The sequence below is a fragment of the Streptomyces sp. NBC_00878 genome (assembly GCF_026341515.1).
Classification (GTDB): domain Bacteria; phylum Actinomycetota; class Actinomycetes; order Streptomycetales; family Streptomycetaceae; genus Streptomyces.
The window spans coordinates 2,949,960-2,971,711 of the sequence record NZ_JAPEOK010000001.1; the positions used below are offsets into that span (position 1 = coordinate 2,949,960).

A 21,752-nucleotide genomic window follows, 5' to 3' on the forward strand; every position below is an offset into this window, starting at 1 on the left:
CGCGACGGAATCTGTCGGCCAGGTGTCGAGTTCCCCGGGAAAAGGAGGGACGGACTGTCAGTGGTGCCTGCCAGACTCGCGTGCATGGGGAAGATCGATTCCTGGGACGCGCTGATCAGTGCGGTCCAGTCCGGGGCGAGAGTCAAGTACCTGCACTTCTGGGGGCACCGGGCGCGGGCGGACGGGCAGGTGGGGGCGGGCTGTCTGAGTCAGTGGTGGCCGTCGCCGTTCACGGTGGACGGAGTGGAGTACCGGACGGCCGAGCACTGGATGATGGCGCGGAAAGCGCGGCTGTTCGGTGACGAGAGGGCGGAGCGGCTCGCGCTCGACGCCCCGAATCCCGCGCTCGCCAAGAAGGCGGGGCGGCTGGTGCGGGGCTTCGACGAGGCCGTGTGGGAGCGGGAGCGGTTCGGGATCGTGGTGGAGGGCAGCGTGCGGAAGTTCGCCGCGGACGGTTCGCTGGGGGCGTTCTTGCTGGGCACGGGTGAGCGGGTGCTTGTTGAGGCCAGCCCTGTTGATCGGGTGTGGGGGATCGGGTTGGCGGCGAGCGATGAGCGGGCGGCTGATCCGGAGCGGTGGAGGGGGGCGAACCTGCTCGGGTTCGCGTTGATGGAGGCGCGGGATCGGTTGCGGTCTGTTTGATGGCTGCGGGTGGGTGGGGGCTGGTCGCGCCCACGATGGGGGTCCCCCCGCTCGAGCGAAGCCGAGAGTGGGGGAGAAGCCGCAAATGAACACAGCCCCGCGCCCCTGACGGGGCGCCCCGTCAGGGGCGCGGGGAACTGCGCGCTCAGCCAAGGACGGCCAACGCCCGATACGCGGCATTGAGCCCCAACCACCCCAGGGGCGCGGGGAACTGCGCGACCAGCCCCCACCCACCCGCACCCGCACCCGCACCCGCACCCGCACCCGTAAGCCGTGGCAGATCAACTGTCGACGGTCAGCGACGTGCTGAAGCCGTCATCCGTCGTCTCCGAGTCTCCACTGCCCGATTCCTCGGGCATGACGAGGAAGAGCACCACGAAGGCGATGGCCAGGGCTATGCCCACGGCCCCGCAGATGATGCCGGCCAGGGCCTGGCCGGGGTTGGTCGCCTCCCCGCGGCGCGCCTTGCCGCGGCCGATCGCGCCGAAGATCACCGCGAGGATGCCGCAGGCGAGGGCAACCGGCCAGAGGCAGAAGCCGATCGCCGCGATGATGCCGAGTACGAGCCCGGCCGTGCCCAGCCCGTTGCTGGGCGCCATGGGCATTCCGGGCCAGCCGTAGCCCGGGCCGCCGACGGGACCTCCGTATCCGGGATACCCCGGATAGCCGTATCCGTACGGCATCTGGCCGGGACCGTCGGGAGCGATGGGAGGCGGAGGGACGGAGGAGCCGGGAGTGGGATGGGGGTGAGCGTGGGAGTGGGGGTGCGGGCCGACCGGAGGTGCGTACGGATAGCCCGGCTGAGGACCGCCGGGAGGCGCGAAGGGGTTTCCCGGGGCAGGGGCGGGGGCCGACGCGGTCGGCGGAGCCCAGGAGTCCGGCTCGGCGGCGGGCTTGGTCAGCGGGACCTTCGCCACGGGAGCCGCATCACCAGGAGCTGCATGACCGGGAGCTGCATGACCGGGCCCCGCGTCCTCCGGGCCGCGGTCCCGCGGCCCGTCGTGCTCCGGCGCATCCGGTGTCTGCGCGTCGTCGGACATGCGCGGAGTCCCCTCTGTTGTACGTAGCGTCATGCTACGGCCCGGACCTCTCCCCGCACGGGCCGCGTCCTACGATGATCCCTGAACCACCGATCAGCCGATCACCCGCGCCCGCCGGACACACGGCCGGGCGCCGTTCCCGGGGAGGAACCCTTGACCGACCACCGCGACCTGCACGCCTTCATCGCCGGACTGCCCAAGGCCGAACTGCACGTGCACCACGTCGGCTCAGCCTCCCCCCGCATCGTCTCCGAACTGGCCGCCCGCCACCCCGACTCCAAGGTGCCGTCGGACCCCGAGGCCCTGGTCGACTACTTCACGTTCACGGACTTCGCCCACTTCATCGACGTGTACCTGTCCGTCGTCGACCTCATCCGCACCCCCGAGGACGTACGTCTGCTGACGTACGAGGTCGCGCGCGACATGGCCCGCCAGCAGATCCGCTACGCCGAGCTGACGATCACGCCGTTCTCGTCGACCCGTCGCGGTATCGACGAGGGTGCCTTCATGGAGGCGATCGAGGACGCGCGCACGTCCGCCGAGGCCGACTTCGGGACCGTACTGCGCTGGTGCTTCGACATTCCGGGCGAGGCGGGAATCGAGTCCGCGGAGGAGACGGTCCGGCTGGCCACCACCGACAAGCTCCGCCCGGAGGGCCTGGTCTCCTTCGGGCTCGGCGGACCCGAGGTCGGCGTGCCCCGGCCGCAGTTCAAGCCGTACTTCGACCGCGCGATCGCGGCCGGCCTGCACTCCGTACCGCACGCGGGCGAGACGACGGGACCGGAGACCGTCTGGGACGCGCTGACCGTTCTGCGCGCCGAGCGCATCGGGCACGGCACCAGCTCAGCCCGGGACCCTAAGCTCCTCGCGCACCTCGCCGAGCACCGGATCCCGCTGGAGGTCTGCCCCACCTCCAACATCGCCACCCGCGCGGTCCGCACCCTCGACGAGCACCCCATGAAGGAGTTCGTACGGGCAGGCGTCGTCGTCACCGTCAACTCCGACGACCCGCCGATGTTCGGCACCGACCTCAACAACGAGTACGCGGTCGCCGCCCGCCTCCTCGACCTCGACGAGCGGGGTCTCGCCGGGCTCGCGAAGAACGCCGTCGAGGTCTCCTTCCTCGACGACACCGGCAAGGCGAAGCTCGCCGCGGAGATCGACACGTACACCACTGCCTGGCTCGCTCCCTGACCCAGCACAATGGGCCCATGCGTACCGTGACAGCCGTGGCCCACCGCGGCGACCCCTACCGCGTCCGCGAGAACACGATCGACTCGCTGCGTTCCGCACTCCAACGGGGCGCGGACGCCGTGGAGTTCGACGTCCGGCTCACCCGTGACGGCGTGCCCGTGCTGCTGCACGACGACTCGCTGAAGCGGCTGTGGGAGCAGGACCGGCCGCTGCGGTCGCTCTCCTGGGACGAGGTGCGGGGCCTCACTTCCGGCGGTGTTCCCACGCTGGAGGAGGCCCTGAAGGCGACGGACGACGGCCGGCTCATGATCGATCTGCCGGGTCCGGCGGACGCGCGTGCCGTCCGCCGGATCGTCGGCGTCATCCGTGACTTCGGTGCCGAGGAGCGCGTGTACTACTGCGCCGGCGCCGACACCTTGCTCGCCGTCCGCGCCGCCGACCCCGCCGCGGAGATCGCCCTCACCTGGACGACCCTCGCGCCCCCGCGGCCCGCACTGCTGGACGCGGTGCGGCCGCGGTGGCTCAACTACCGCTTCGGGCTTGCCAACCGCGACGTGGTCGCCCGCACGCACCGCGACGGATACCTGGTGTCGGTGTGGACGCCCGACACCCGCCGCTCCATGCGGCGCCTCCTCGACGCGGGCGTCGACTCGATCACGACGAACCGCATCGACACCCTGTGCGCCCTGCGCAAGGGCTGATGCCCTGCGCAAGGGCTGATGGTCCGAGGTCCGGAACCAGGCACCAGGCACCGGGCACCGGGCACCAGGCACCAGGCACCAACTAGGCCTTCACCCGCGACGCCTGACGCACCGTCGCCGCGTCCGCCGGGGTCTCGCGCGTGACGTACTGGGGGACGGGCGTCGTGTCCTTTCCGGTGTCGCGGACCAGGCCGTAGCGGATGGCGCCCTGGGCGGGGCCGGTCATGATGTCCTTGGTCACGGCCTCCCGGTTCGACGGGAAGACGATCAGCCCGTAGTCGGCGCCCCGCTCGTTCTGGACGAGGGTGACGGTGCCGTCGACGTAGAAGTACTCGTTCTGCCACATCTGCTGGGTGCCGGTGGGCAGGACGGCGTATCCGACGCCCGGCCCGCCCATGCCGGAGGTGTAGCCGTCGGCGTTCGCCGCGAAGGTGTCGTCCATCCGGCGGCCGCCGCCCGAGGCCACGTGGAACACCTTTCCCTTGAGGCCGGTCCAGGCGGGCATGACCACGGCGCCGGGCCGCGACTTCGGGGAGATCTGCCAGCGCACCAGCACATAGCCCCGGCCGCTGAGCGTCACGCTGTCCCCGCGGTGCTGCATCACGGCCTTGGGGCCGCCGGTGCTGGTGATCCCGGTTTCCGGGCGGCGCGGCAGGTCCGCGGGCCGGGCGTCCGGGTCCGGGGCCTGGTCCACGGCGTCGACGACCGTGCCGTACAAGCTCTTCGGGGTGCTGCCGGCAGACGGTGACGGGCTCGGTGGCGCGGAAGGGCTCGGCGGCCTCGGCCGTGAGGTGCTCGACGCGGTGGGCGGCGCGGCGGCCTTCGGCGGTGCCGCGTCGGGCTGGGTGACGACGTACGCGCCGCCCGCGACGATGGTCGCCCCGGCCGTCATGGCGACGGCGGGCTTGGTGAGCGCGGCGACGACCTTGGCGGACCAGCCGACGCCCGTGGCGGCGGTCGTCGCGGCGACCGCCGTCTTGCCGCCGAGGGCGAGCGAGAGCGTGAAGCCGACCGGGATCGGGACGAGCGCGAGCCCGACGAGCAGCCGTTCGGCCGGTACGACGGCCTCGCCCGGCGCGGCGCAGTGGCGGCAGCCCCGGATGTGCCGGGCCAGCCGTTTGCGCCACACCGAGTCGGGACGTCCGTCCCAGCGGGCGGTCAGCTCGCGCCGGTCGGGGCAGGCCGAGTCGAGCGCCCGCACGATGCCGCGCGCGGCCTCCAGGCGGGCCTTCATCCGCTGGACGCGTACGGCGGCGTGCTGGCGGCTGATGCCGACGGCCGCCGCCAGTTCGCGTCGGCTGAGTTCCCCGGCGACCTCCAGCCACCACAGCGACAGCAGCTGCCGGTCCTCGTCGTCGAGCCAGCGCACCGCCTCCGCGACCTCGCGCCGCTGGCCCTCCAACTGAAGCCGCAGCACGGTGAGTTCGGCGAAGTCGGTGACCTCCTGGGCTGCATCGTCGGTGGCGGAGGCCAGCGACTCGGAGGTCCGCCGCCGGGCCCGGTCGCGTATCTGCCGCATGGCGATGGCGACCAGCCAGGAACGGAAGCTGTCCGGATCGCGCAGTGTCCCGAGGTTGTCGACGGCTCGCAGCATCGTCTCCTGCACGACGTCGTCGACGTCCGCGTGACCGTTCAGCGCGCGGCCGACGATGTTGTAGACCAGCGGCAGCCAGCCCTCCACGAGCTCGTCGAGCGCGCGCCGGTCGCCGGACTGTGCCGCCGCGATCGTCGTACGCCACTGCCGCCCGTCCACGTACGCCCCTTTCACGTACGCCCCTTCCCGAAGAGGTGTCACTTGGCGTAGAGCAGCGTCCCGAAGCCGAGTTGGTCGTAGCCGCCGCTGTTCGGCCCGTAATCGCCGCCTCCGCCTTCCGCACGCACCTTCTCAGCCATCGCCGTGACGTACGGAACGGAGAGCCGACGGCGGCGCGCGTAGTGGTAGTGCAGGACCTCCCAAACAGGACGAAGCTCCCCGCGGGCTATGTGGGAAATCACAGCCTGCTCGTTGTACTTGCCGTTCCCGGTGCCGCTGCGCCAGGCGTACTTGGTGAAGGGCACGTCACCGCCGAGGTTGTACTTGGCGACGTACTCGGCGGCCTTCATGAACCGGCTGTCGTCGTAGCCGTAGAGGTCGACGCCCTGGTTCCAGGCCATCTCACAGATCGCGCCCATCTGGCCCACGCCCATCGCGGTGTGCCCCTGGTCGCGGCCGGACTCCTGCCACTGGGCGAGACCGTCGGACTCGTGGACGAAGGGGACGGCGTTCCCGATCGAGCCGTTGCCCGCGCCCTTCTTGAAGTAGTCCACCGCGCGGTCGAACAGGGCCCTGTCGTCGCAGAGGATGCCGATCGCCATGACCGAAGCCACGTTGCACAGATCCCAGTTGGCCCAGTAGTTGGTGATGACGGCGCCGTTGTGGTGGGTGAGGAAGTCCTCGTTCATGGGGTGGAAGACCTTGAGCATCATCTTCTGGAAGCGGGCCAGGTCGAAGCCGGAGTAGTCGCGCACCAGCTCGGCGGCGTTGGCGAACTGGTAGCCGTAGAGCCCGGCGGCCAGGAACCGGTCGGCGTTGCCGTTGACCGTGGTGAGCGTGGCCGACCAGGCGTTGAGGATCGCGACGGCCGCCTCGGCGTTCTCCTTCGTGCCCGCGATCTTCCAGCGCAGGGCGTTCTGGTAGGCGGCGTGGATGTCGTTGTAGAGAGACACGTAGTTCTGGCCGGTGCCGCCGCGGACGACGGTGGCCTGCGGCCTGGGGGTCCAGGTGCTCGCGGAGTGCCGGTTGGCGGTCAGCCGCTGCCAGCCCGCGGCCCAGGGCTCGCGGCCCGCGGCGACGCGCACCTTGGCCCGGTTGAGGTCACCGGCGTTGTGCAGCATCCCGGGGTGCGCGAAGACCGGCTTCGCGGCGGACTCACTGGGCGACGGGGAGGCACCGCTCTGCGCCGCGTCGGCCGAGTCACCTCCGCTTAACGAGATCGCGACCCCGCCGACGGTTCCCGCGGCGGCGACACCGCCGGCGATCTGGAGGACGCTGCGACGGCTGAAGCGGTGCTTGTTGTGCTCTGCCACGAGTAACTCCTGTGCGGATGGAGAGGCGTGTGTGGTGTATGTGGTGTATGTGGTGTGTGTGGTGCGTGTGCACAGGAGACGGACGAAGGGCTTCCGGGATAACAGTTTTTTCCGTGAAGGCGCGAGTCGCCCTACGGGAAACCCCTGACAACACCCTTGCTCCGCACGGCAGTTACTCGGGGTCGGGGCCAGGGTCGGTCCCCTCCGCGAAGAGGATCCGCGACAACGGCGTACGCCCGGAGGATGAAGGTCACCGATCACCCCTGGGAGTCAGCCGATGGATATCCGTATCCGTGTCCGTACCGCCTGCGCCGCCCTCGTGGCCCTGGGCCTTACCGCGGGACCCCTGGCCGGGACCGCCCTCGCCGCCTCCTCCCCCACGGCCGTCGTACAGGAGACCCCGGGTCCGAAGACGGTGAGCCCGGAGACCGCCAAGGCCCTGCGTGCCGCGCTCAAGGGGCTTCCGGACAAGGACGCGACGGCCGCGCTCCTACGCGTCGGGGGCAAGGCCGGCAGTTGGCGGGGCAGCGCCGGGGTGCACGACCTGACGAGTGGTCGCAAGGCTCTGGAACACGGCCGCTTCAGGGCCGGTTCGACCACCAAGGTGGTCACCGCGGCCGTCGTGCTCCAGCTGGCCGCCGAAGGCAGGATCGACCTGGACGGCCACGTCCAGACCTATCTCCCCGGCCTCCTCTCGAAGGCCTTCGAGCCCATCACCGTACGGCAGTTGCTGACCTTCACCAGCGGGCTGAAGCCGGGAGCGACGCTGGGTGACGTGAACGGTGAGGGGTACGAGCGGCGGTTCGAGACGCTGACCCCCGAGGCGGTCGTGGCCTCGTCCGTCGCCGCCGGCCCCGCCTTCTCCCCGGGCAAGCGGCAGCAGTACAGCAACATCGACTACACGGTGCTCGGCCTGCTCATCGAGAAGGTCACCGACGACTCGTACGAGCACCAGGCGGCCGTGCGGGTCCTGCGGCCGGCCGGGATGCGTCACACGTCCTTCCCCGGCGGGCCCGACCCGCGCATCCACGGCCCGCACAACCGCGGCTACCAACTCCTCGCGGACGGCAGGCTGGTGGACGCCACCGAGTGGAACATGTCGGACCGGTGGGCCGCGGGCGACATGATCTCCACGACGGAGGACCTGGAGCGCCTGCTCTTCGCGCTGTTCCGCGGCCGGCTGGTGCCCCAACCCCTGCTGGAGCAGGAGATGTTCACGCTCCCGGACGTACCGAACGCGACGATGAGCGCGGGCCTCCAGCGGTACGAGGTCGACGAGGACACCGTCCTCTGGGTCAAGTCCGGTGCCAGGCCCGGCTACGGCACGGCGATCGCCGCCACCCGCGATCTGTCTCGCACGCTCGTGTACTCGGTGAACGCGACCGACGCGAAGAGCGAAGCGATGAATCCGGTGGCCGAGCGGATCATACGGGCGGCGTTCGGAACCGGAAGCTGAGGATCCTGTCGGAGCGGCCGAGGCACTCAGCTCTGGGGCTTGCGCGGCCATGCCGCCGCTGTGACGGCGCAGGCAAGGACGTGGACGGTGACGAGGACAGCGAATGTGGTGACGAAGGCGTCGGCGTCCTTCAGACGTTCGGTGGCGACGGGCGGCGACCAGCCGTCCGGGATCACGGAGACGGAGATGACGGCGCCGACGGGTACGCGTGTGCGTGGGCCGAACCACATCCGGCCGAGGTCACGCTCGGTCGCCGCGTCCGCGATGCGGTAGTGGGTGAGCCCGGTGTCCTCGCCCTGGCTGTCGACGGCCGGCTCGACCTCGATGACGCGGACCTGGGTCGGCTGCCCGGCCAGCTCGTGGAAGGCCCAAGGAGCCAGCCCCGGTGCCGTGAAGAGCAGAGCGGCTGCCGTGAGCCAGGGCGCCGTCGAGGGATCTCGCGGCGCGCGGCCCGCGCTGTACGCGTAGACCCAGGAATCACCGATCGCCAGGCTCATGGCGCCGGAGAGGCACGCGAGGCAGACGAAGACCGCCACCCATGGCGTTCCGTAGCTGCGGGAGGCCAGGAAGACCAGGATCGGTACGACGACCAGCGACCACGTCATCGTGCCCGCGAGGAGGCCTCGTCCGCGCCGGCGCGGCCTCCTCATTCCGGCCGGTCCTCGGCCGTGCCGTGCAGGGAGCGGGTGATCTCGTCGAGTGTGTCGAGTCCGGCCTGTACGGCGTCGAGTTCGTGGTCGAGGGCGGTGAGGTCCGGAGGGACGGCGGAGGCGTCCGTCGCGGCCTGGAGGGACAGCAGCATGGCGCCACGCTCCGCCGCGGCTTCCAGGCGCAGCGCGGTGGCCTCCATGGTGGTGATCAGGAGTTGGCGCAGCTCGGCCAGGCGCTTCAGGGTGGCGGCGCGTTCGCCCGTGGCGCGGGCGGCGTCCTCTTTGGCCCGCCGCAGCGGGCCGTCGGGGAGGGCTCGGGCCTCAGCCTCCAGGCGCCCCTGGTCACGCCGCAGAACCTCGTGGTCGGCGGGTGTGCCGCTGGTGTCGATGACGCGGACCGCCTCGGCCGCCGCCCTCAGCCGGTCGGCCGCGGCCCGTACGGACGTCGCCGCCGTTGCCAGCGTCGGCCAGAGCGAGGCGTTGGGGCTCTGCCGGCACTGGTTCTGCAGCCGGTCGGCTGCCGCCGACGCGCGGGTCAGCCATCGGACGGCGTCGGCGGGCGGTTCGGACGACGGGTCGGACATTGAGTCGAAGAGCGGGTCGGACGTCGTGTCCGTCGGCCGATCCGCGTCCCAGGCGTCCGCCCGGCCGGTCGAGAGCCTCGCGGATGCCGACGCCGCGGGACGGGTGAGACGGCCGGTGAGGGCGTGCGTCCCCCACACGAGACCGCCGACGCCCGCGCCGACGGGCAGCGCGGCGGCGGCCGGGGCACCGGCGAGGAGAGCCGTGACGCTCCCCGCGACGGCGAACAGCGCGACCGCGGCGCCGGGAAGGAAACGGCTGCCCATCGTGTCCTCTCTCCCTGTACTGCTCTATCTGCACTGCTCTATCTGCACTGGTCTGTCCGTCCTGCCCATGGGGTTCGGTCTGTCGGTACTGCCCATGGGGTTGAGCCCGTCCTCACGTGCTGTGCCGGGTCAGAAGTTGCTGATGACGGAGACCATCACCTTGTCGATGACCGCCGGGTCGCGGGCGTCGTAGGAGGTGGCCTTGGTGGCGGCGGCGATCTTCGTGAGCGTGCCGAAGTCGGCCTGGTCGCTGAAGGCGACGGTGAAGACGCGTACGGAGCGCTCCAGTTGACTGGCGTCGAGGTCGCTCAGAAGTGCGTCGAGGTCGTTGTCGGCCGGGTACTCGTTCCGGCCGTCGGTCAGGACGACGACGGCGTTGATGCGGTCGGTGTCCAGGTCGGCCAGCATCTCCTTCTGCGCGGCGCGCACGGTCGTGTAGAGGGCGGTGCCGCCTTCGGCGTTGAGCCCGTTGATGGCCTCGGTGAGCCGCTGTTCGTTCTCGCGGACGGGGCGCGGCGGCACGATCTCCCGGTACGGCTGGGGATGGTCATCGGTCTCGGTGGAGAACGCCCACAGGCCGACCTCGTCGTCGGGATGGTAGAGGTCGAGTGTGTCGGCGGCGGCCTTCTTGGCCGCCTCCATCCGGCTCTGTCCGCCGCCCGCGCTCTGGTTCATCGACCCGGAGACGTCCATGACGAGCAGCACCCGGGCCTTCTTGCGCAGTTCGTCCCAGCTGTCCAGGACCGCCGCCAGCACATCGGCCGCGGGCGGGTCGATCAGTGACAGGTTCCCCTGGCTCTGCTCGGACAGGCTGACCGAGCGGGCGAGTTCGCTGCCGGCGTTGCCCTCGTGGTCGCGGAATCCGGTCTGCTGGAAGCGGCGCTGCTGAGCGTCCTCCAGCAGGAAGGCACGGAAGTCGGCGGCCGCGGCCCGCTGGTCCTTGGACGCCGTGGGCAGCACCGCGAAGGGGTGGTCGAACATGAGCGTGCCGTCGGCCGGATGCACGGCCACCAGAGGCACCTGCGGCTTCTTCCCCTTGCCGATCCGCTCGGTCTCGCCCGTGGGGCTGCCCTGGTTGTAGAGGTGGATCAGCTGTTCCTGTACGGCGATGGCGCTGGTGTACGACAGAGCGCGCCCGTCGGCGTCGGCCTCGGCGAGGTTGGCCATGTACGCGGTCGCGTCGGAGGCGTAGTGCAGGACGCCCGACTCGACCCCGGCCACGAACTGCCGGGTCTTCGCGTCCTTGACCTCGTCCACGGTCAGGTCGCTGGAGCGGCCGGTGGCGGCGTAGAAGGTGGCCACGGTCGCGCCCAGGCCCGAGGTGGAGGTGTGCGGGTTGTCCTTGCCCAGGCTGAAGCGGCCCCACTCCGGCCGGCCCTTCGAGGCCCAGCCCTTCTGCGTCAGCGACAGCACGTCCCGCCAGCCGATCTTCTTCTCCGGCCAGCCGAGCGCCTCCGCCATGGGCCGGGGCATGGCGATGGCCAGCGGGCTGGTGGCGAGCGAGCGCGGCTTCTCGTCGGTGAGCAGCTTGCGGTCGGCGGCGGTCGCGTCGCGCTGGAGCAGTGTCAGCCACAGCGAGGAGGACGGCGTCCACACCTGTGGTTCGGGCGCGCCGTCGCGCCGCTCGTCCCACCCCTGGGCGAGTGCGTCCTTGGCGACGCCGGAACTCGTCTCCTCCACCGCCACCTGGGCGCACTTCCCGCCCGCGAGCTCACGCCCGGAGTCGTTGTAGTCCTCGGCGAGGTCGGCGAGCAGATCGCCCTTCTCCGTCGAGGAGTTCACTTCAAGCCGTACGTCGCAGTCGTCGCCCGAGCCACCGACGGCCGCGCTCACGACCAAGCCGACGGCCGCGAGCAGCGCCAGCCCCACCACGACCGCCACCAGCATGGGCAGCCTGCGTGCGTTCCCCATGACACCCCCCGTGTCCATGCCTCACCCGAGGCGGGCTCTTCCCGGATCGCCGGATCGCGGTCGTCCAGCCGGTTGCGCTGGTGGAAGAGGCGGTATCGACCGGCCGGCGGGTTCAGCGCCCCCTTCGGGTACGTGCCCGAACCGGCCGTACGGACCCGGCTCCCGGCGTCCATGCCACTGATCACCAGGAGAATCCGGCTTCCGTCCGCCGTCCCCGCTCCCCGAGGCCCCTCACGCCGCCTCCACCATCTCCGGAACTCTCACACAATGAGATGCCCGTCTTCACACGGTCTACACGGCACATGGTGGTGCCAATGGCCTTTTGAACAAAGGAAGTTGGGGCGACTGCGATCCCGGCTCGGCGCCACCTGCCGGACGCGTCCGATCGCTCCAGCCCGGGGGCGGGAGCTGGACCGCCAGCCCCGCCCTTGTGGCTGAATTCCTTGCAGACCCCGCGGTTGACGGCAGGGATCCCCACCGCACGCACCCATAACGCGGCGGTGACCGGATTTCCGCGTCGGAATCCGGCCCACATGTCCTGATCCATCCGGAAAACGGGCCCGGAACGGGCGCACTCCAGCCCGTAAGCAGACATCGACTTCCCCGCCCCGGGCTCCTCCACCGCATCAGCCAGGGGCCCCGCACTCCAGCAAACGGGCACATTCGGTCATGAACTGCTCGACGACGAACCTGGTCAGTAGCCGCTATCAGCTTGTACAAATTGGCCACCAGAGTCCGACCGGGCCGGGCTCCGGAGAGCAGCCCACTCGGGCACAGCTTGTGGAGCCGTGAAACGGAGGTGTCGCCGTGGACACCGAGGAACGAAGACGCGCAATCCTGGAAACGGCGCGCCGTGACGGATCCGTTGACGTCGGAGAGCTCGCCGCCGGTCTCACGGTCTCCAAGGAGACCGTGAGACGAGATCTCAACATGCTGGAGAGGCACGGACTGGTCCGGCGTACCCATGGCGGTGCCCATCCCGTGGAGAGCGCGGGCTTCGAAACCACGCTCGCCTTCCGTACCACCATGCACGTCCCCGAGAAGTCCCGGATCGCGGCCGCCGCGGCCGAGCTGCTCGGAGACGCCGAGACCGTCTTCATCGACGAGGGCTACACCCCGCAGCTCATCGCCGCCGCCCTCCCCCGCGACCGGCCGCTGACCGTGGTCACCTCCTCGCTGGCCACAGCGGGCGCGCTGGCCTCCGCCGAGAACATCACCGTGTTACTGCTCGGCGGCCGGGTACGAGGCGGCACCCTTGCCACGGTCGACCACTGGGCCACCCGTATGCTGTCCGGCTTCGTCATCGACCTGGCGTATGTCGGCGCGAACGGCATCTCCCGCGAGTACGGACTCACCACGCCCGATCCCTCGGTGAGTGAGGTCAAGGCCCAGGTCATCAGGGCCGCCAGGCGCCGGGTGTTCTCCGGGGTCCATACGAAGTTCGGTGCATCGAGCTTCTGCCGCTTCGCGGACGTCACAGAGTTCGAGGCGATCGTCACCGACGCCGGACTGCCCGCCTCCGAGGCCCATCGCTACTCACTACTGGGCCCCGAGGTCATCCGGGCCTGAGCCGCTTCATCTCCCTGTCCCACCCTCGTAAAGCCGGGGGCCTGGTTCTCCATGCCCTCGAAAGATCCCCTGGAGTCAGTCATGCGCGCACGAAGAATGACCCACGTCCTCATCACGGCCACGGCCGCAGGCTCGCTGCTGGCCGCATGCAGCGGGGCGGGCGGCTCCTCATCCGACGGCGGTGACGGGAAGAGCATCAATGTGCTGATGGTCGGCAATCCGCAGATGGAGGACATCGCGAAGCTGACGAAGAGCACGTTCACGAAGGACACCGGCATCAAGGTCAACTTCACGATCCTTCCCGAGAACGAGCTGCGCGACAAGGTCACCCAGGACATCGCCACCCAGGCCGGGCAGTACGACGTCGCCACCGTCGGTGCGTACGAAGTCCCTGTCTGGCAGGAGAACGGCTGGCTGCACGAGATGGGCACCTATGCGGACAAGGACTCGGCCTTCGACAAGGGCGACCTGCTCAAGCCCATGGTGCAGTCCCTGTCGGCGGCGGACGGCAAGCTGTACGCCCTGCCGTTCTACGGCGAGTCCTCCATGCTCATGTACAACAAGGACGTCATGACGGCCAAGGGCATCACGGTGCCCGAGCGGCCGACCTGGCAGGAGATCGCCGACATCGCGGCCAAGGTCGACGGCGCCAAGCCCGGCATGAAGGGCATCTGCCTGCGCGGCCTGCCCGGCTGGGGCGAGCTCGGCGCACCCCTGACGACGATGGTCAACACCTTCGGCGGCACCTGGTTCACCAAGGACTGGAAGGCCCAGGTCAACAGCCCCGAGTTCAAGAAGGCCACCAACTTCTACGTCGACCTGGTCAAGAACCACGGTGAGGTGGGCGCTCCGCAGGCCGGGTTCACCGAGTGCCTCAACGCGATGAGCCAGGAGAAGGTCGCGATGTGGTACGACGCGACCAGCGCCGCCGGGTCGCTGGAGGACGCCAAGTCCAGCAAGATCGCCGGCAAGGTCGGCTACGCCTACGCACCGGTCGTCGAGACCAAGAGCAGCGGCTGGCTGTGGACGTGGGCGTGGGCCATGCCCAAGACCACGAAGAACGCCGACGCCGCCTCGAAGTTCATGCTGTGGGCCTCCAGCAAGAAGTACGAGCAACTGGTCGGCGAGAAGCTCGGCTGGGCGCGGGTTCCCTCCGGCAAGCGGGCCAGCACCTACGAGATCCCCGAGTACAAGACGGCCGCCGCGGCCTTCGGTGACATCACCCTGAACTCCATCCAGGAGGCCAATCCGACCAACCCGGGTGTGCAGCCCAGGCCCACGGTGGGCGTCCAGTTCGTGGCCGTCCCCGAGTTCCAGGACCTCGGGACCAAGGTGACCCAGGAGATCTCCGCCGCCATCGCCGGCCAGACCAGCGTGGACAAGGCGCTGAACGACGGCCAGAAGCTCGCCGAGGAAGTCGCCAAGAAGCACCAGTGACCCGAAAGTGCCCGGCCGGCCTCACCCGCCGGCCGGGCACCCGACCACCACCCGGTTGTCACCGGCCCAAGGAAGCCTCATGACCGCGCTCACCGAAAGACCCAAGAAAGGGGCGCCACCCTCTGTGCGCCCACAACCGCCCACCGGCGTCAGCAAGTGGCGGCGACGCGTTCCGCTGCTGCCCGCGCTGATCTTCACCATCATCGTCACGCAACTGCCCTTCGTGGCCACGCTCGTGATCTCCACGTTCCAGTGGAACATCCTCAAGCCGGGCGAGAGGCACTTCGTCGGCCTGTCCAACTTCTCGTTCGTCTTCACCGACGAACGGCTGCGCACGGCGGTGCTCAACACCATCGTGCTCACCGCGTCGGTGGTGCTCATCAGCGTGGTCCTCGGGCTCGGCCTGGCGATGCTGCTCGACCGCCGGTTCGTGGGCCGCGGGCTGGCGCGCACCCTGCTCATCGCGCCGTTCCTGGTGATGCCGGTCGCGGCGGCGCTGCTGTGGAAGCACGCCATCTACAACCCCGACTACGGCCTGCTCAACGGCACCCTCAACGCCGTATACCGGTTCTTCGGCGCGGACAACGGCCCCACGGTCGACTGGATCTCCTCCTACCCCATGTCCGCCGTGGTCCTCTCGCTGGTCTGGCAGTGGACCCCGTTCATGATGCTGATCCTGCTGGCCGGCCTGCAGGCGCAGCCCGGCGACGTTCTGGAGGCGGCCCGCATGGACGGGGCTTCGGCCCTGGCGACCTTCCGCTTCATCACCCTGCCGCACCTGCGCCAGTACCTCGAACTGGGCATTCTGCTCGGCACGATCTACGTCGTGCAGACCTTCGACGCCGTCTACACCATCACCCAGGGCGGCCCCGGCAAGCAGACGACCAACCTGCCCTACGAGATCTACCTGACCATGTTCCGCAAGTACGAGTACGGCGAGGCGGCCGCCGCCGGTGTCGTCGTCGTACTCGGCTCGATCGTGATCGCGACCTTCGCGCTGCGCACCATCGCGTCGCTGTTCCGCGAGGAGGTATCCCGATGACCCACGCAGCTCTCGCCGCCCCCGGGGCCAGGTTCAAGAAACTCCTGCGCCGAGGCGACGACCCCGGCGGTGCGCCCCGGCTCTCCCCGCTGTGGACGTTCGTCGCCTGGCTCGCCACGCTGGCGTTCTTCGCGCCCGTGGCGTGGATGGTGCTCACCTCCTTCCACCAGGAGGCGGACGCGGCCACCAACCCGCCGACCCCCTTCGCGCCGGTCAGCTTCGACCAGTACGAACTGCTGTTCAGCCGGGACATCACCCCCTTCCTCCTCAACTCGGCCATGGCCAGCGTCATTTCGACGCTGCTCGTGCTCGCTCTGGCGGTGCCGACGGCCTACGCGCTGTCCATCAAGCCGGTCGAGAAGTGGACCGACGTGATGTTCTTCTTCCTGTCCACCAAGTTCCTCCCCGCCATCGCGGCCCTGCTGCCGGTGTACCTGATCGTCAAGGACGCCGGGATGCTGGACAACGTGTGGACGCTGATCGTCCTCTACACCGCCATGAACCTGCCGATCGCGGTGTGGATGATGCGTTCATTCCTCGCCGAGGTACCCAAGGAGATCCTGGAGGCGGCCGAGGTCGACGGGGCGGGCCTGCTCACCGTGCTGTGGCGGGTCGTCGCCCCGGTCGCCATGCCCGGACTCGCCGCCACCTCGCTGATCTGCTTCATCTTCAGCTGGAACGAGTTCATGTTCGCCGTCAACCTCACCGCCACCCAGGCCTCCACCGCACCGGTCTTCCTCGTCGGCTTCATCACCAACGAAGGCCTCTTCCTCGCCCGGCTCTGCGCGGCGGCCACGCTGGTCTCCCTGCCCGTCCTCATCGCCGGCTTCGCCGCCCAGGACAAGCTCGTCCGCGGCCTTTCCCTAGGAGCAGTCAAGTGAAGGCCGCTGTCATCGAAGCCCCCGGCAAGGTCACCGTCACCACGGTGCCCGACCCCACTCCGGGGCCGCGCCAGGTCGTCGTCGAGGTGGCGGCCTGCGGACTGTGCGGGACCGATCTGCACATCCTCCAGGGCGAGTTCGCACCGACGCTGCCGGTCGTGCCGGGCCACGAGTTCGCCGGGGAGGTCGTGGGCCTCGGCCGCGAGGTGACCGAACTCGCGATCGGCGACCGGGTCGCCGTGGACCCCTCGCTGTACTGCAATGAGTGCCGCTACTGCCGGGTGGGACGCAACAACCTCTGCGACCGGTGGCAGGCGATCGGAGTGACCGTGGCCGGTGGCGCCGCCGAGTACGCCGTGGCGCCCGTCGCCAACTGCGTACGGCTGCCGGACCACGTGAACCTCCAGGACGCGGCGTTGATCGAGCCACTGTCCTGCGCCGTGCGCGGCTATGACGTGCTCAACAGCAGGCTCGGCTCCCATGTGCTGATCTACGGCAGCGGGACGATGGGCCTGATGATGCTGGAGCTGGCCAAGCGCACCGGAGCCGCCTCGGTCGACATCGTCGACGTCAACCCCGAGCGGCTGGCGACGGCAGAGAAGCTGGGTTGCTCCCAGTCGGCGCTCTCGGCCGACGATCTGAGGCGGCCGACCGGCTGGGACGTGGTGATCGACGCGACCGGCAACGCCGCCGCCATCCAGGACGGCCTGGAACGGGTCGCCAAGGCCGGAACGTTCCTGCAGTTCGGGGTCTCCGACTACGCGACGACAGCGACCATCTCGCCGTACCGCATCTACAACCAGGAGATCACCATCACCGGATCCATGGCCGTCCTGCACAGCTACGAGCGCGCCGCGGAGCTGTTCGCCACCGGGGTACTCGACCCCCAGGTCTTCATCAGCCACCGGCTGCCGCTTGCGCAGTACCCGCAGGCACTGGACCAGTTCGCCGCCGGCCAAGGACGCAAAATCGTCGTACTGCCCTGACCCCGGCCCACGCCCGGCCATGCGGCCCGACCTGCGAAGGAGCGGCTGAACTCCTGTTCCTGCCCGGACGCTGCCACACCGCGCACGCTCGTACCGGTTGGGCACCTGTGCCACCCCTTGCCCGTGGAGGCACTGGACATACCCTCCGGCCCTGCGGCGAGCTGCGCCACCAGAACCTGGTGCGCGACCGGAACACACCCCTGGGGCGAGCGGGGGTGGCCGTCGGCGACCCGGAATTCGCCCACTACTCTTCCTGTGCCAACCAAAATCCTCGTCATTCTGATCGCGCGTCCGTCTACAGCCCCGCGATCGCGTTCCACCGCTTCGCGAACTCCGTGCGTTCGTTCGCCGTGACGTCCCGTGCGATCGTGAGGCGCTCGCGCATGGCGGTGTCGGGGAAGATGAGCGGGTCCTCGGCGAGGGCGGCGGTGTCCTTGTCCTTGGCGGAGGCGAGGATGTCCTGGGCCGCCGGGACGGGACAGACGTAGTTGACCCAGGCCGCGAGCTCGGCGGCCACGGTCGGCTCGTAGTAGTAGTCGACGAGGGTCTCCGCGTTCGCCTTGTGGCGGGCGAGGTTCGGGATCATCAGGGACTCGGACCAGAGCTCGGCGCCCTCCTCCGGGACGACGAACTCGATGTCGGGGTCGTCGGCCTGGAGCTGGATCACGTCACCGCTGTACGCCTGGCAGGCCAGTACGTCGCCGCTCGACAGATCCTTGATGTAGTCGTTGCCGGTGAAGCGGCGGATGTGGTCCGTACGGACGAGCTTCTCGACCTGCTCGCACATGGTGTGGAAGTCGTCCGCGGTCCACTTGGTGATGTCGACGCCGTTGCCCTGCATGAGCAGCGCGAATGCCTCGTCGAGACCGGAGAGGAGCGTGACGCGCCCCTTGAGGTCGCCCGCCCACAGGTCGGAGACGTGCCGGATCTCGCGACCGACCGTGCGTCGGTTGTACGCGATGCCGGTGATCCCCGACTGCCACGGCACGGTGTGCCCCCGGCCCGGGTCGAAGGCCGGTGAACGCAGTTGCGGGTCAAGGTACTTGGTGACGTTCGGCTGCCGGGAACGGTCCATCTCCTGTACCCAGCCCAGGCGTACGAACCGGGCGCACATCCAGTCGCTGATCACCATCAGGTCCCGGCCGGTCTCCTGATGGTTCATCAGGGAGGGGCTGATCTTCCCGAAGAACTCGTCGTTGTCGTTGATCTCCTCGGTGTACGTGACCGCGATCCCGGTGCGCTTCCCGAAGGCGTCCAGCGTGGGGCGCCTCGACTCGTCCTCGTCGTCCGTGTCGATGTAGAGGGGCCAGTTGGCCCAGGTCAGGCGCTTGTCGGTGGCCGACAGGTCACTTCTCGACCGGTCGCCCGGGGCGACGTACGCCGCCGGTACTCCGCATCCCGCGGCCAGGGCGGCGACCGCGCCCGTGCCGAGGGTGCGCAGCAGGGAGCGGCGGGACATTCGGCTTCTCGGGTTCGCTGGCACCTCCGCAGCATGCCGTTTGCCCTGCCGGGCGGGCAATGGACGGTGCGTCGAACCGTCCGGCCAGGGGGCGACACCTTGTCGCTCCTCAAACGCCGGACAGGCTAAGGATCAGCCCCTGAGGCGTTTGAGGAGCGGGGGTTCGGGGGCGGGGCCCCGAGGAAGTGACGATGGGGGTCCCCCCGCTCATGGGGGTCCCCCCGCTCGAGCGAAGCCGAGAGTGGGGGAGAAGCCGAGAGTGGGGGAGGGCAGGGGCGGCGGGGGCGGAAACCCCACCTCCACCCACAACCCGCCCTCCCCCCGAGCCCGCGCCTCCACCACACCCCCGTGCGCCTCCGCGATCGCCGCCACGATCGACAACCCCAGCCCCGCCCCCTCCCGAGCCCGCACCCGCTCGACGCCCAACCTCCGGAACGGCTCGAAAAGAACACCCACCTGATCCCCCGGCACCACCGGCCCGCTGTTCACGACCCGCAAGCAGGCCCGCCCACCGACGACCCCGGTCCAGACCGTGACCCAACCGTCCTCCCCCGACGGCACGTTGTGCCGCACGGCGTTCCCGACGAGGTTGCCCACCAGCCGCCCGATCAACTGCGGATCCCCGAGCAAGGGCGCGGGCGCGAGCTCCACGGACACCCGAACCGGCCCACCGTCGAGCACCCGCATCTGCTCGGCCGCCACCACCGCGAGGTCAATGAACTCCCGCTCCGGCACCCCCCGTTGGCTGCACGCCAACGTCAACAACGCCTCGATCAACCGCTCCTGCTCCTGCCCGGCGGCCCGCACCCGAAGACAGGCCGACCGCAGAGCGGCGACATCGGCCCCGGGATCGGCGAGCGCGACATCGATGACGGCCTGCTGAAGGGTGAGCGGCGTACGCAACTCGTGCGACGCGTTGGCGACGAACCGGCGCTGCGCCTCGAAGGCACCTTCGAGCCGGGCGAGCAGATCGTCGAACGTGTCGGCGAGGTCCTTGAGTTCGTCGGCCGGTCCGGCCACCGCGAGCCGCCGGTGCAGGGCGTCCGCGGAGATCCGCCGCACCGCCCCGGTCATGGTCCTGAGCGGCGCGAGCACCCGCCCGGCCACCAGCCACCCCAGTACGAGCGAGGCCACCGCCATGACGCCGAGCGCGATCCCCGACTCGACGAGGAGCTGGTGGAGCTGGTCGCTGCGCTGGGCGACCAGCTGCTCGCGTACGTATCCCTGGACGGCGGGCGCCCCCGGTTCCCACTCCCCCACAGGAACATCGGGCCTGCTCACCGACACCTTCTCGTTCTCACCGCGCTCGGCCACGAGGGCGTACGTGAGAGCCAGCAGCACCGCTCCCGCCACCACGAACAGCCCGCTGTAGAGCACGGTCAGCCGCCACCGAATGCTCTGCGCCGGCCGCGTGAGACGCGCCCTCACACCCGGTACCCGGCCTGCGCCACCGTCTCGATCAACGGCGGATCCCCGAGCTTGCGCCGCAGCCGGCTGACCGTCACCTTCACGGTCTGCGTGAACGGATCCGCGGCCTCGTCCCAGGCCCTCTCCAACAGCTCCTCGGCGGACACCACCGCCCCGCCCGCGCCCATCAGCAGCTCCAGGACCGCGAACTCCTTCGGACTGAGCGGGAGTTGACGCCCCTCGCGCGACACCACCCGCCGCGCGGGGTCGAGCCGCAGATCGCCGTGGACCAGCACCGGAGGCAGCGCGGGCTGCGCGCGTCGCCCCAACGCCCGTATCCGCGCGACGAGTTCGGTGAAGGCGAACGGCTTCGGCAGATAGTCGTCGGCACCCATCCCGAGACCCGCGACCCGGTCGGCGACCGTGCCGGACGCGGTCAGCATCAGTACCCGCGCCCGGCTGCCCCCCTCGGCCAGGGCCCGGCAGACCCGGTCTCCGTGCAGTCCGGGCAGATCACGGTCGAGTACGACGACGTCGTAGCCGTTGACCATGGCCCGCTCCAGCGCCGCATGGCCGTCCAGCGCGATGTCGACGGCCATCCCCTCTCTGCGCAGTCCCGCCGCGACGGTCTCGGCGAGCTCCTCGTGGTCCTCGACCACCAATACGCGCATCGGCATCTCCGGCTGCGTCTCCGGTTGCTGCGAACCCTGCGGCCAGCGTGCCCGCCGGCCGGTAACAGGGCGGTAAGAGCACCCGTTCCCGTGTCGTAACCGCCCGCGCGCTGAGGTGACTTCGAGAACACGAAGTCACAGAACACCGAGTCACCGAGCACCGAGTCACAGAGCACCAGGAGGAACCTCATGCGAAGTACGACCAAGCGGCACCGCCGACTGACCGTGGGCTGCGCCCTGATCACCGCCGTCGCGCTGGGCGGGGTGTACGCCGGGCAGTCCACGGCGGCCGGCTCGCCCTCACCCCTGAAGGACGACGACTCGACCTCGACCTCGGCCTCGACCACCTGGGAGCGTCAGGACGAGGCATCCCGCGAGTTCACCGAGTGCGTGCGCGACAACGGCCTGAAGGACTTCCCCGACATCGTCATCCACACGGCGGACGACGGCCGCGGCGTACGCGTACGGATCGACGCGGGCGAGCGGGCGAAGCGCCCGGATCCGGTCTCGAAGGAGTTCCGGAAGGCCGTGAAGGCCTGCCGCCACATCCTGAAGGACATCGGCGTCGACCTCCCGGTCCCGCCCGACGGCCCGCCCGGCAAGGGCGACCGGCCCTCGCCCCCGGACTGCGGCGGCCGTGAGGAGCACAAGAACGAGCAGGGCAACAAGAACGAGAAGAGCGACGAGAGCGAGCTGGGGTCCGACGCAGGGCAGAGTGCCGCCGGACTCGTCCTCACCGGGACCGCCTGACACGTACGCGCCAGAGCCATCTGACGCCTGCTCACCTGGCCC

At 70.0% G+C, this 21,752-nt stretch carries 18 protein-coding genes and 1 pseudogene; 10 read left to right on the top strand and 9 right to left on the bottom strand.

The genetic code is table 11. From position 1 onward, the window contains the following. Window positions 1-84: 84 nt before the first annotated feature. Window positions 85-642, top strand: a complete 558-nt coding sequence (locus tag OHA11_RS12045; protein ID WP_266495158.1) for an NADAR family protein — start codon at window positions 85-87, stop codon at window positions 640-642. 281 nt (window positions 643-923) lie between these two features. Here OHA11_RS12045 and OHA11_RS12050 read toward each other — a convergent pair whose 3' ends face one another. Further along, the gene (locus OHA11_RS12050) at window positions 924-1,682 is read right to left on the bottom strand and encodes a DUF4190 domain-containing protein (RefSeq protein WP_266495159.1); all 759 of its coding nucleotides are present in this window, start codon (window positions 1,680-1,682) and stop codon (window positions 924-926) included. Between the two features lie 100 nt (window positions 1,683-1,782). Here OHA11_RS12050 and OHA11_RS12055 point away from each other — a divergent pair. Beyond that, window positions 1,783-2,876 (top strand): annotated as a pseudogene (locus OHA11_RS12055) (adenosine deaminase). A 17-nt stretch (window positions 2,877-2,893) separates the two neighbouring features. Beyond that, complete coding sequence (locus OHA11_RS12060; RefSeq protein WP_266495162.1) at window positions 2,894-3,577, top strand: glycerophosphodiester phosphodiesterase; 684 nt, start codon at window positions 2,894-2,896, stop codon at window positions 3,575-3,577. Between the two features lie 82 nt (window positions 3,578-3,659). On the opposite strand, the gene OHA11_RS12065 is transcribed toward OHA11_RS12060, so the two are convergent. Both OHA11_RS12065 and OHA11_RS12070 read right to left on the bottom strand, forming a co-directional pair. Beyond that, window positions 3,660-5,330 carry an RNA polymerase sigma factor gene (locus OHA11_RS12065; protein WP_266507104.1) on the bottom strand — a complete coding sequence of 557 codons (1,671 nt, stop codon included), beginning with the start codon at window positions 5,328-5,330 and terminating at the stop codon, window positions 3,660-3,662. Window positions 5,331-5,368: 38 nt separating this feature from the next. Beyond that, on the bottom strand, window positions 5,369-6,643 hold the full coding sequence (locus OHA11_RS12070) for an alginate lyase family protein (RefSeq protein WP_266495164.1): 1,275 nt from the start codon (window positions 6,641-6,643) through the stop codon (window positions 5,369-5,371). A gap of 277 nt (window positions 6,644-6,920) precedes the next feature. On the opposite strand from OHA11_RS12070, the gene OHA11_RS12075 reads away from it, so the two are divergent. Next, on the top strand, window positions 6,921-8,099 hold the full coding sequence (locus OHA11_RS12075; RefSeq protein WP_266495165.1) for a serine hydrolase: 1,179 nt from the start codon (window positions 6,921-6,923) through the stop codon (window positions 8,097-8,099). 26 nt (window positions 8,100-8,125) lie between these two features. Here OHA11_RS12075 and OHA11_RS12080 read toward each other — a convergent pair whose 3' ends face one another. The 3 genes from OHA11_RS12080 to OHA11_RS12090 all read right to left on the bottom strand — a co-directional run bounded on the left by OHA11_RS12080 (window position 8,126) and on the right by OHA11_RS12090 (window position 11,508). Then, a complete protein-coding gene (locus OHA11_RS12080) occupies window positions 8,126-8,749 on the bottom strand; it encodes a hypothetical protein (protein ID WP_266495167.1) in 624 nt (207 codons plus the stop codon). Further along, window positions 8,746-9,597, bottom strand: a complete 852-nt coding sequence (locus OHA11_RS12085) for a hypothetical protein (RefSeq protein WP_266495168.1) — start codon at window positions 9,595-9,597, stop codon at window positions 8,746-8,748. Before OHA11_RS12085 ends, OHA11_RS12080 begins: the two co-directional genes overlap by 4 nt. A gap of 129 nt (window positions 9,598-9,726) precedes the next feature. Further along, complete coding sequence (locus OHA11_RS12090) at window positions 9,727-11,508, bottom strand: substrate-binding domain-containing protein (protein ID WP_266495170.1); 1,782 nt, start codon at window positions 11,506-11,508, stop codon at window positions 9,727-9,729. Between the two features lie 807 nt (window positions 11,509-12,315). Between OHA11_RS12090 and OHA11_RS12095 the strand changes: the two genes are divergently transcribed. The 5 genes from OHA11_RS12095 (at window position 12,316) to OHA11_RS12115 (ending at window position 17,423) form a co-directional block, all read left to right on the top strand. Continuing rightward, window positions 12,316-13,077: a DeoR/GlpR family DNA-binding transcription regulator gene (locus OHA11_RS12095; protein ID WP_266495171.1), complete on the top strand. Its 762-nt coding sequence runs from the start codon at window positions 12,316-12,318 to the stop codon at window positions 13,075-13,077. A gap of 81 nt (window positions 13,078-13,158) precedes the next feature. Further along, entirely contained in the window at window positions 13,159-14,514 is a 1,356-nt protein-coding gene (locus OHA11_RS12100) for a sugar ABC transporter substrate-binding protein (protein ID WP_266495173.1), read from the top strand. Between the two features lie 79 nt (window positions 14,515-14,593). Continuing rightward, on the top strand, window positions 14,594-15,556 hold the full coding sequence (locus OHA11_RS12105) for a carbohydrate ABC transporter permease (protein ID WP_266495174.1): 963 nt from the start codon (window positions 14,594-14,596) through the stop codon (window positions 15,554-15,556). Next, window positions 15,553-16,437: a carbohydrate ABC transporter permease gene (locus tag OHA11_RS12110; protein ID WP_266495176.1), complete on the top strand. Its 885-nt coding sequence runs from the start codon at window positions 15,553-15,555 to the stop codon at window positions 16,435-16,437. The genes OHA11_RS12105 and OHA11_RS12110 overlap by 4 nt, the downstream gene beginning before the upstream one ends. Continuing rightward, window positions 16,434-17,423 (top strand): zinc-dependent alcohol dehydrogenase family protein, encoded by a 990-nt coding sequence (locus tag OHA11_RS12115; RefSeq protein ID WP_266495178.1) that lies wholly within the window; start codon window positions 16,434-16,436, stop codon window positions 17,421-17,423. Before OHA11_RS12110 ends, OHA11_RS12115 begins: the two co-directional genes overlap by 4 nt. Before the next feature lie 295 nt (window positions 17,424-17,718). On the opposite strand, the gene OHA11_RS12120 is transcribed toward OHA11_RS12115, so the two are convergent. The 3 genes from OHA11_RS12120 to OHA11_RS12130 all read right to left on the bottom strand — a co-directional run bounded on the left by OHA11_RS12120 (window position 17,719) and on the right by OHA11_RS12130 (window position 20,960). Continuing rightward, window positions 17,719-18,882: a PotD/PotF family extracellular solute-binding protein gene (locus tag OHA11_RS12120; protein WP_266495180.1), complete on the bottom strand. Its 1,164-nt coding sequence runs from the start codon at window positions 18,880-18,882 to the stop codon at window positions 17,719-17,721. 207 nt (window positions 18,883-19,089) lie between these two features. After that, on the bottom strand, window positions 19,090-20,310 hold the full coding sequence (locus OHA11_RS12125) for a cell wall metabolism sensor histidine kinase WalK (protein WP_266495182.1): 1,221 nt from the start codon (window positions 20,308-20,310) through the stop codon (window positions 19,090-19,092). Beyond that, window positions 20,307-20,960 (bottom strand): response regulator transcription factor, encoded by a 654-nt coding sequence (locus tag OHA11_RS12130; RefSeq protein WP_266495184.1) that lies wholly within the window; start codon window positions 20,958-20,960, stop codon window positions 20,307-20,309. Before OHA11_RS12130 ends, OHA11_RS12125 begins: the two co-directional genes overlap by 4 nt. 189 nt (window positions 20,961-21,149) lie before the next feature. Between OHA11_RS12130 and OHA11_RS12135 the strand changes: the two genes are divergently transcribed. After that, window positions 21,150-21,710, top strand: a complete 561-nt coding sequence (locus OHA11_RS12135) for a hypothetical protein (protein WP_266495186.1) — start codon at window positions 21,150-21,152, stop codon at window positions 21,708-21,710. The last annotated feature ends 42 nt before the right edge of the window (window positions 21,711-21,752 follow it).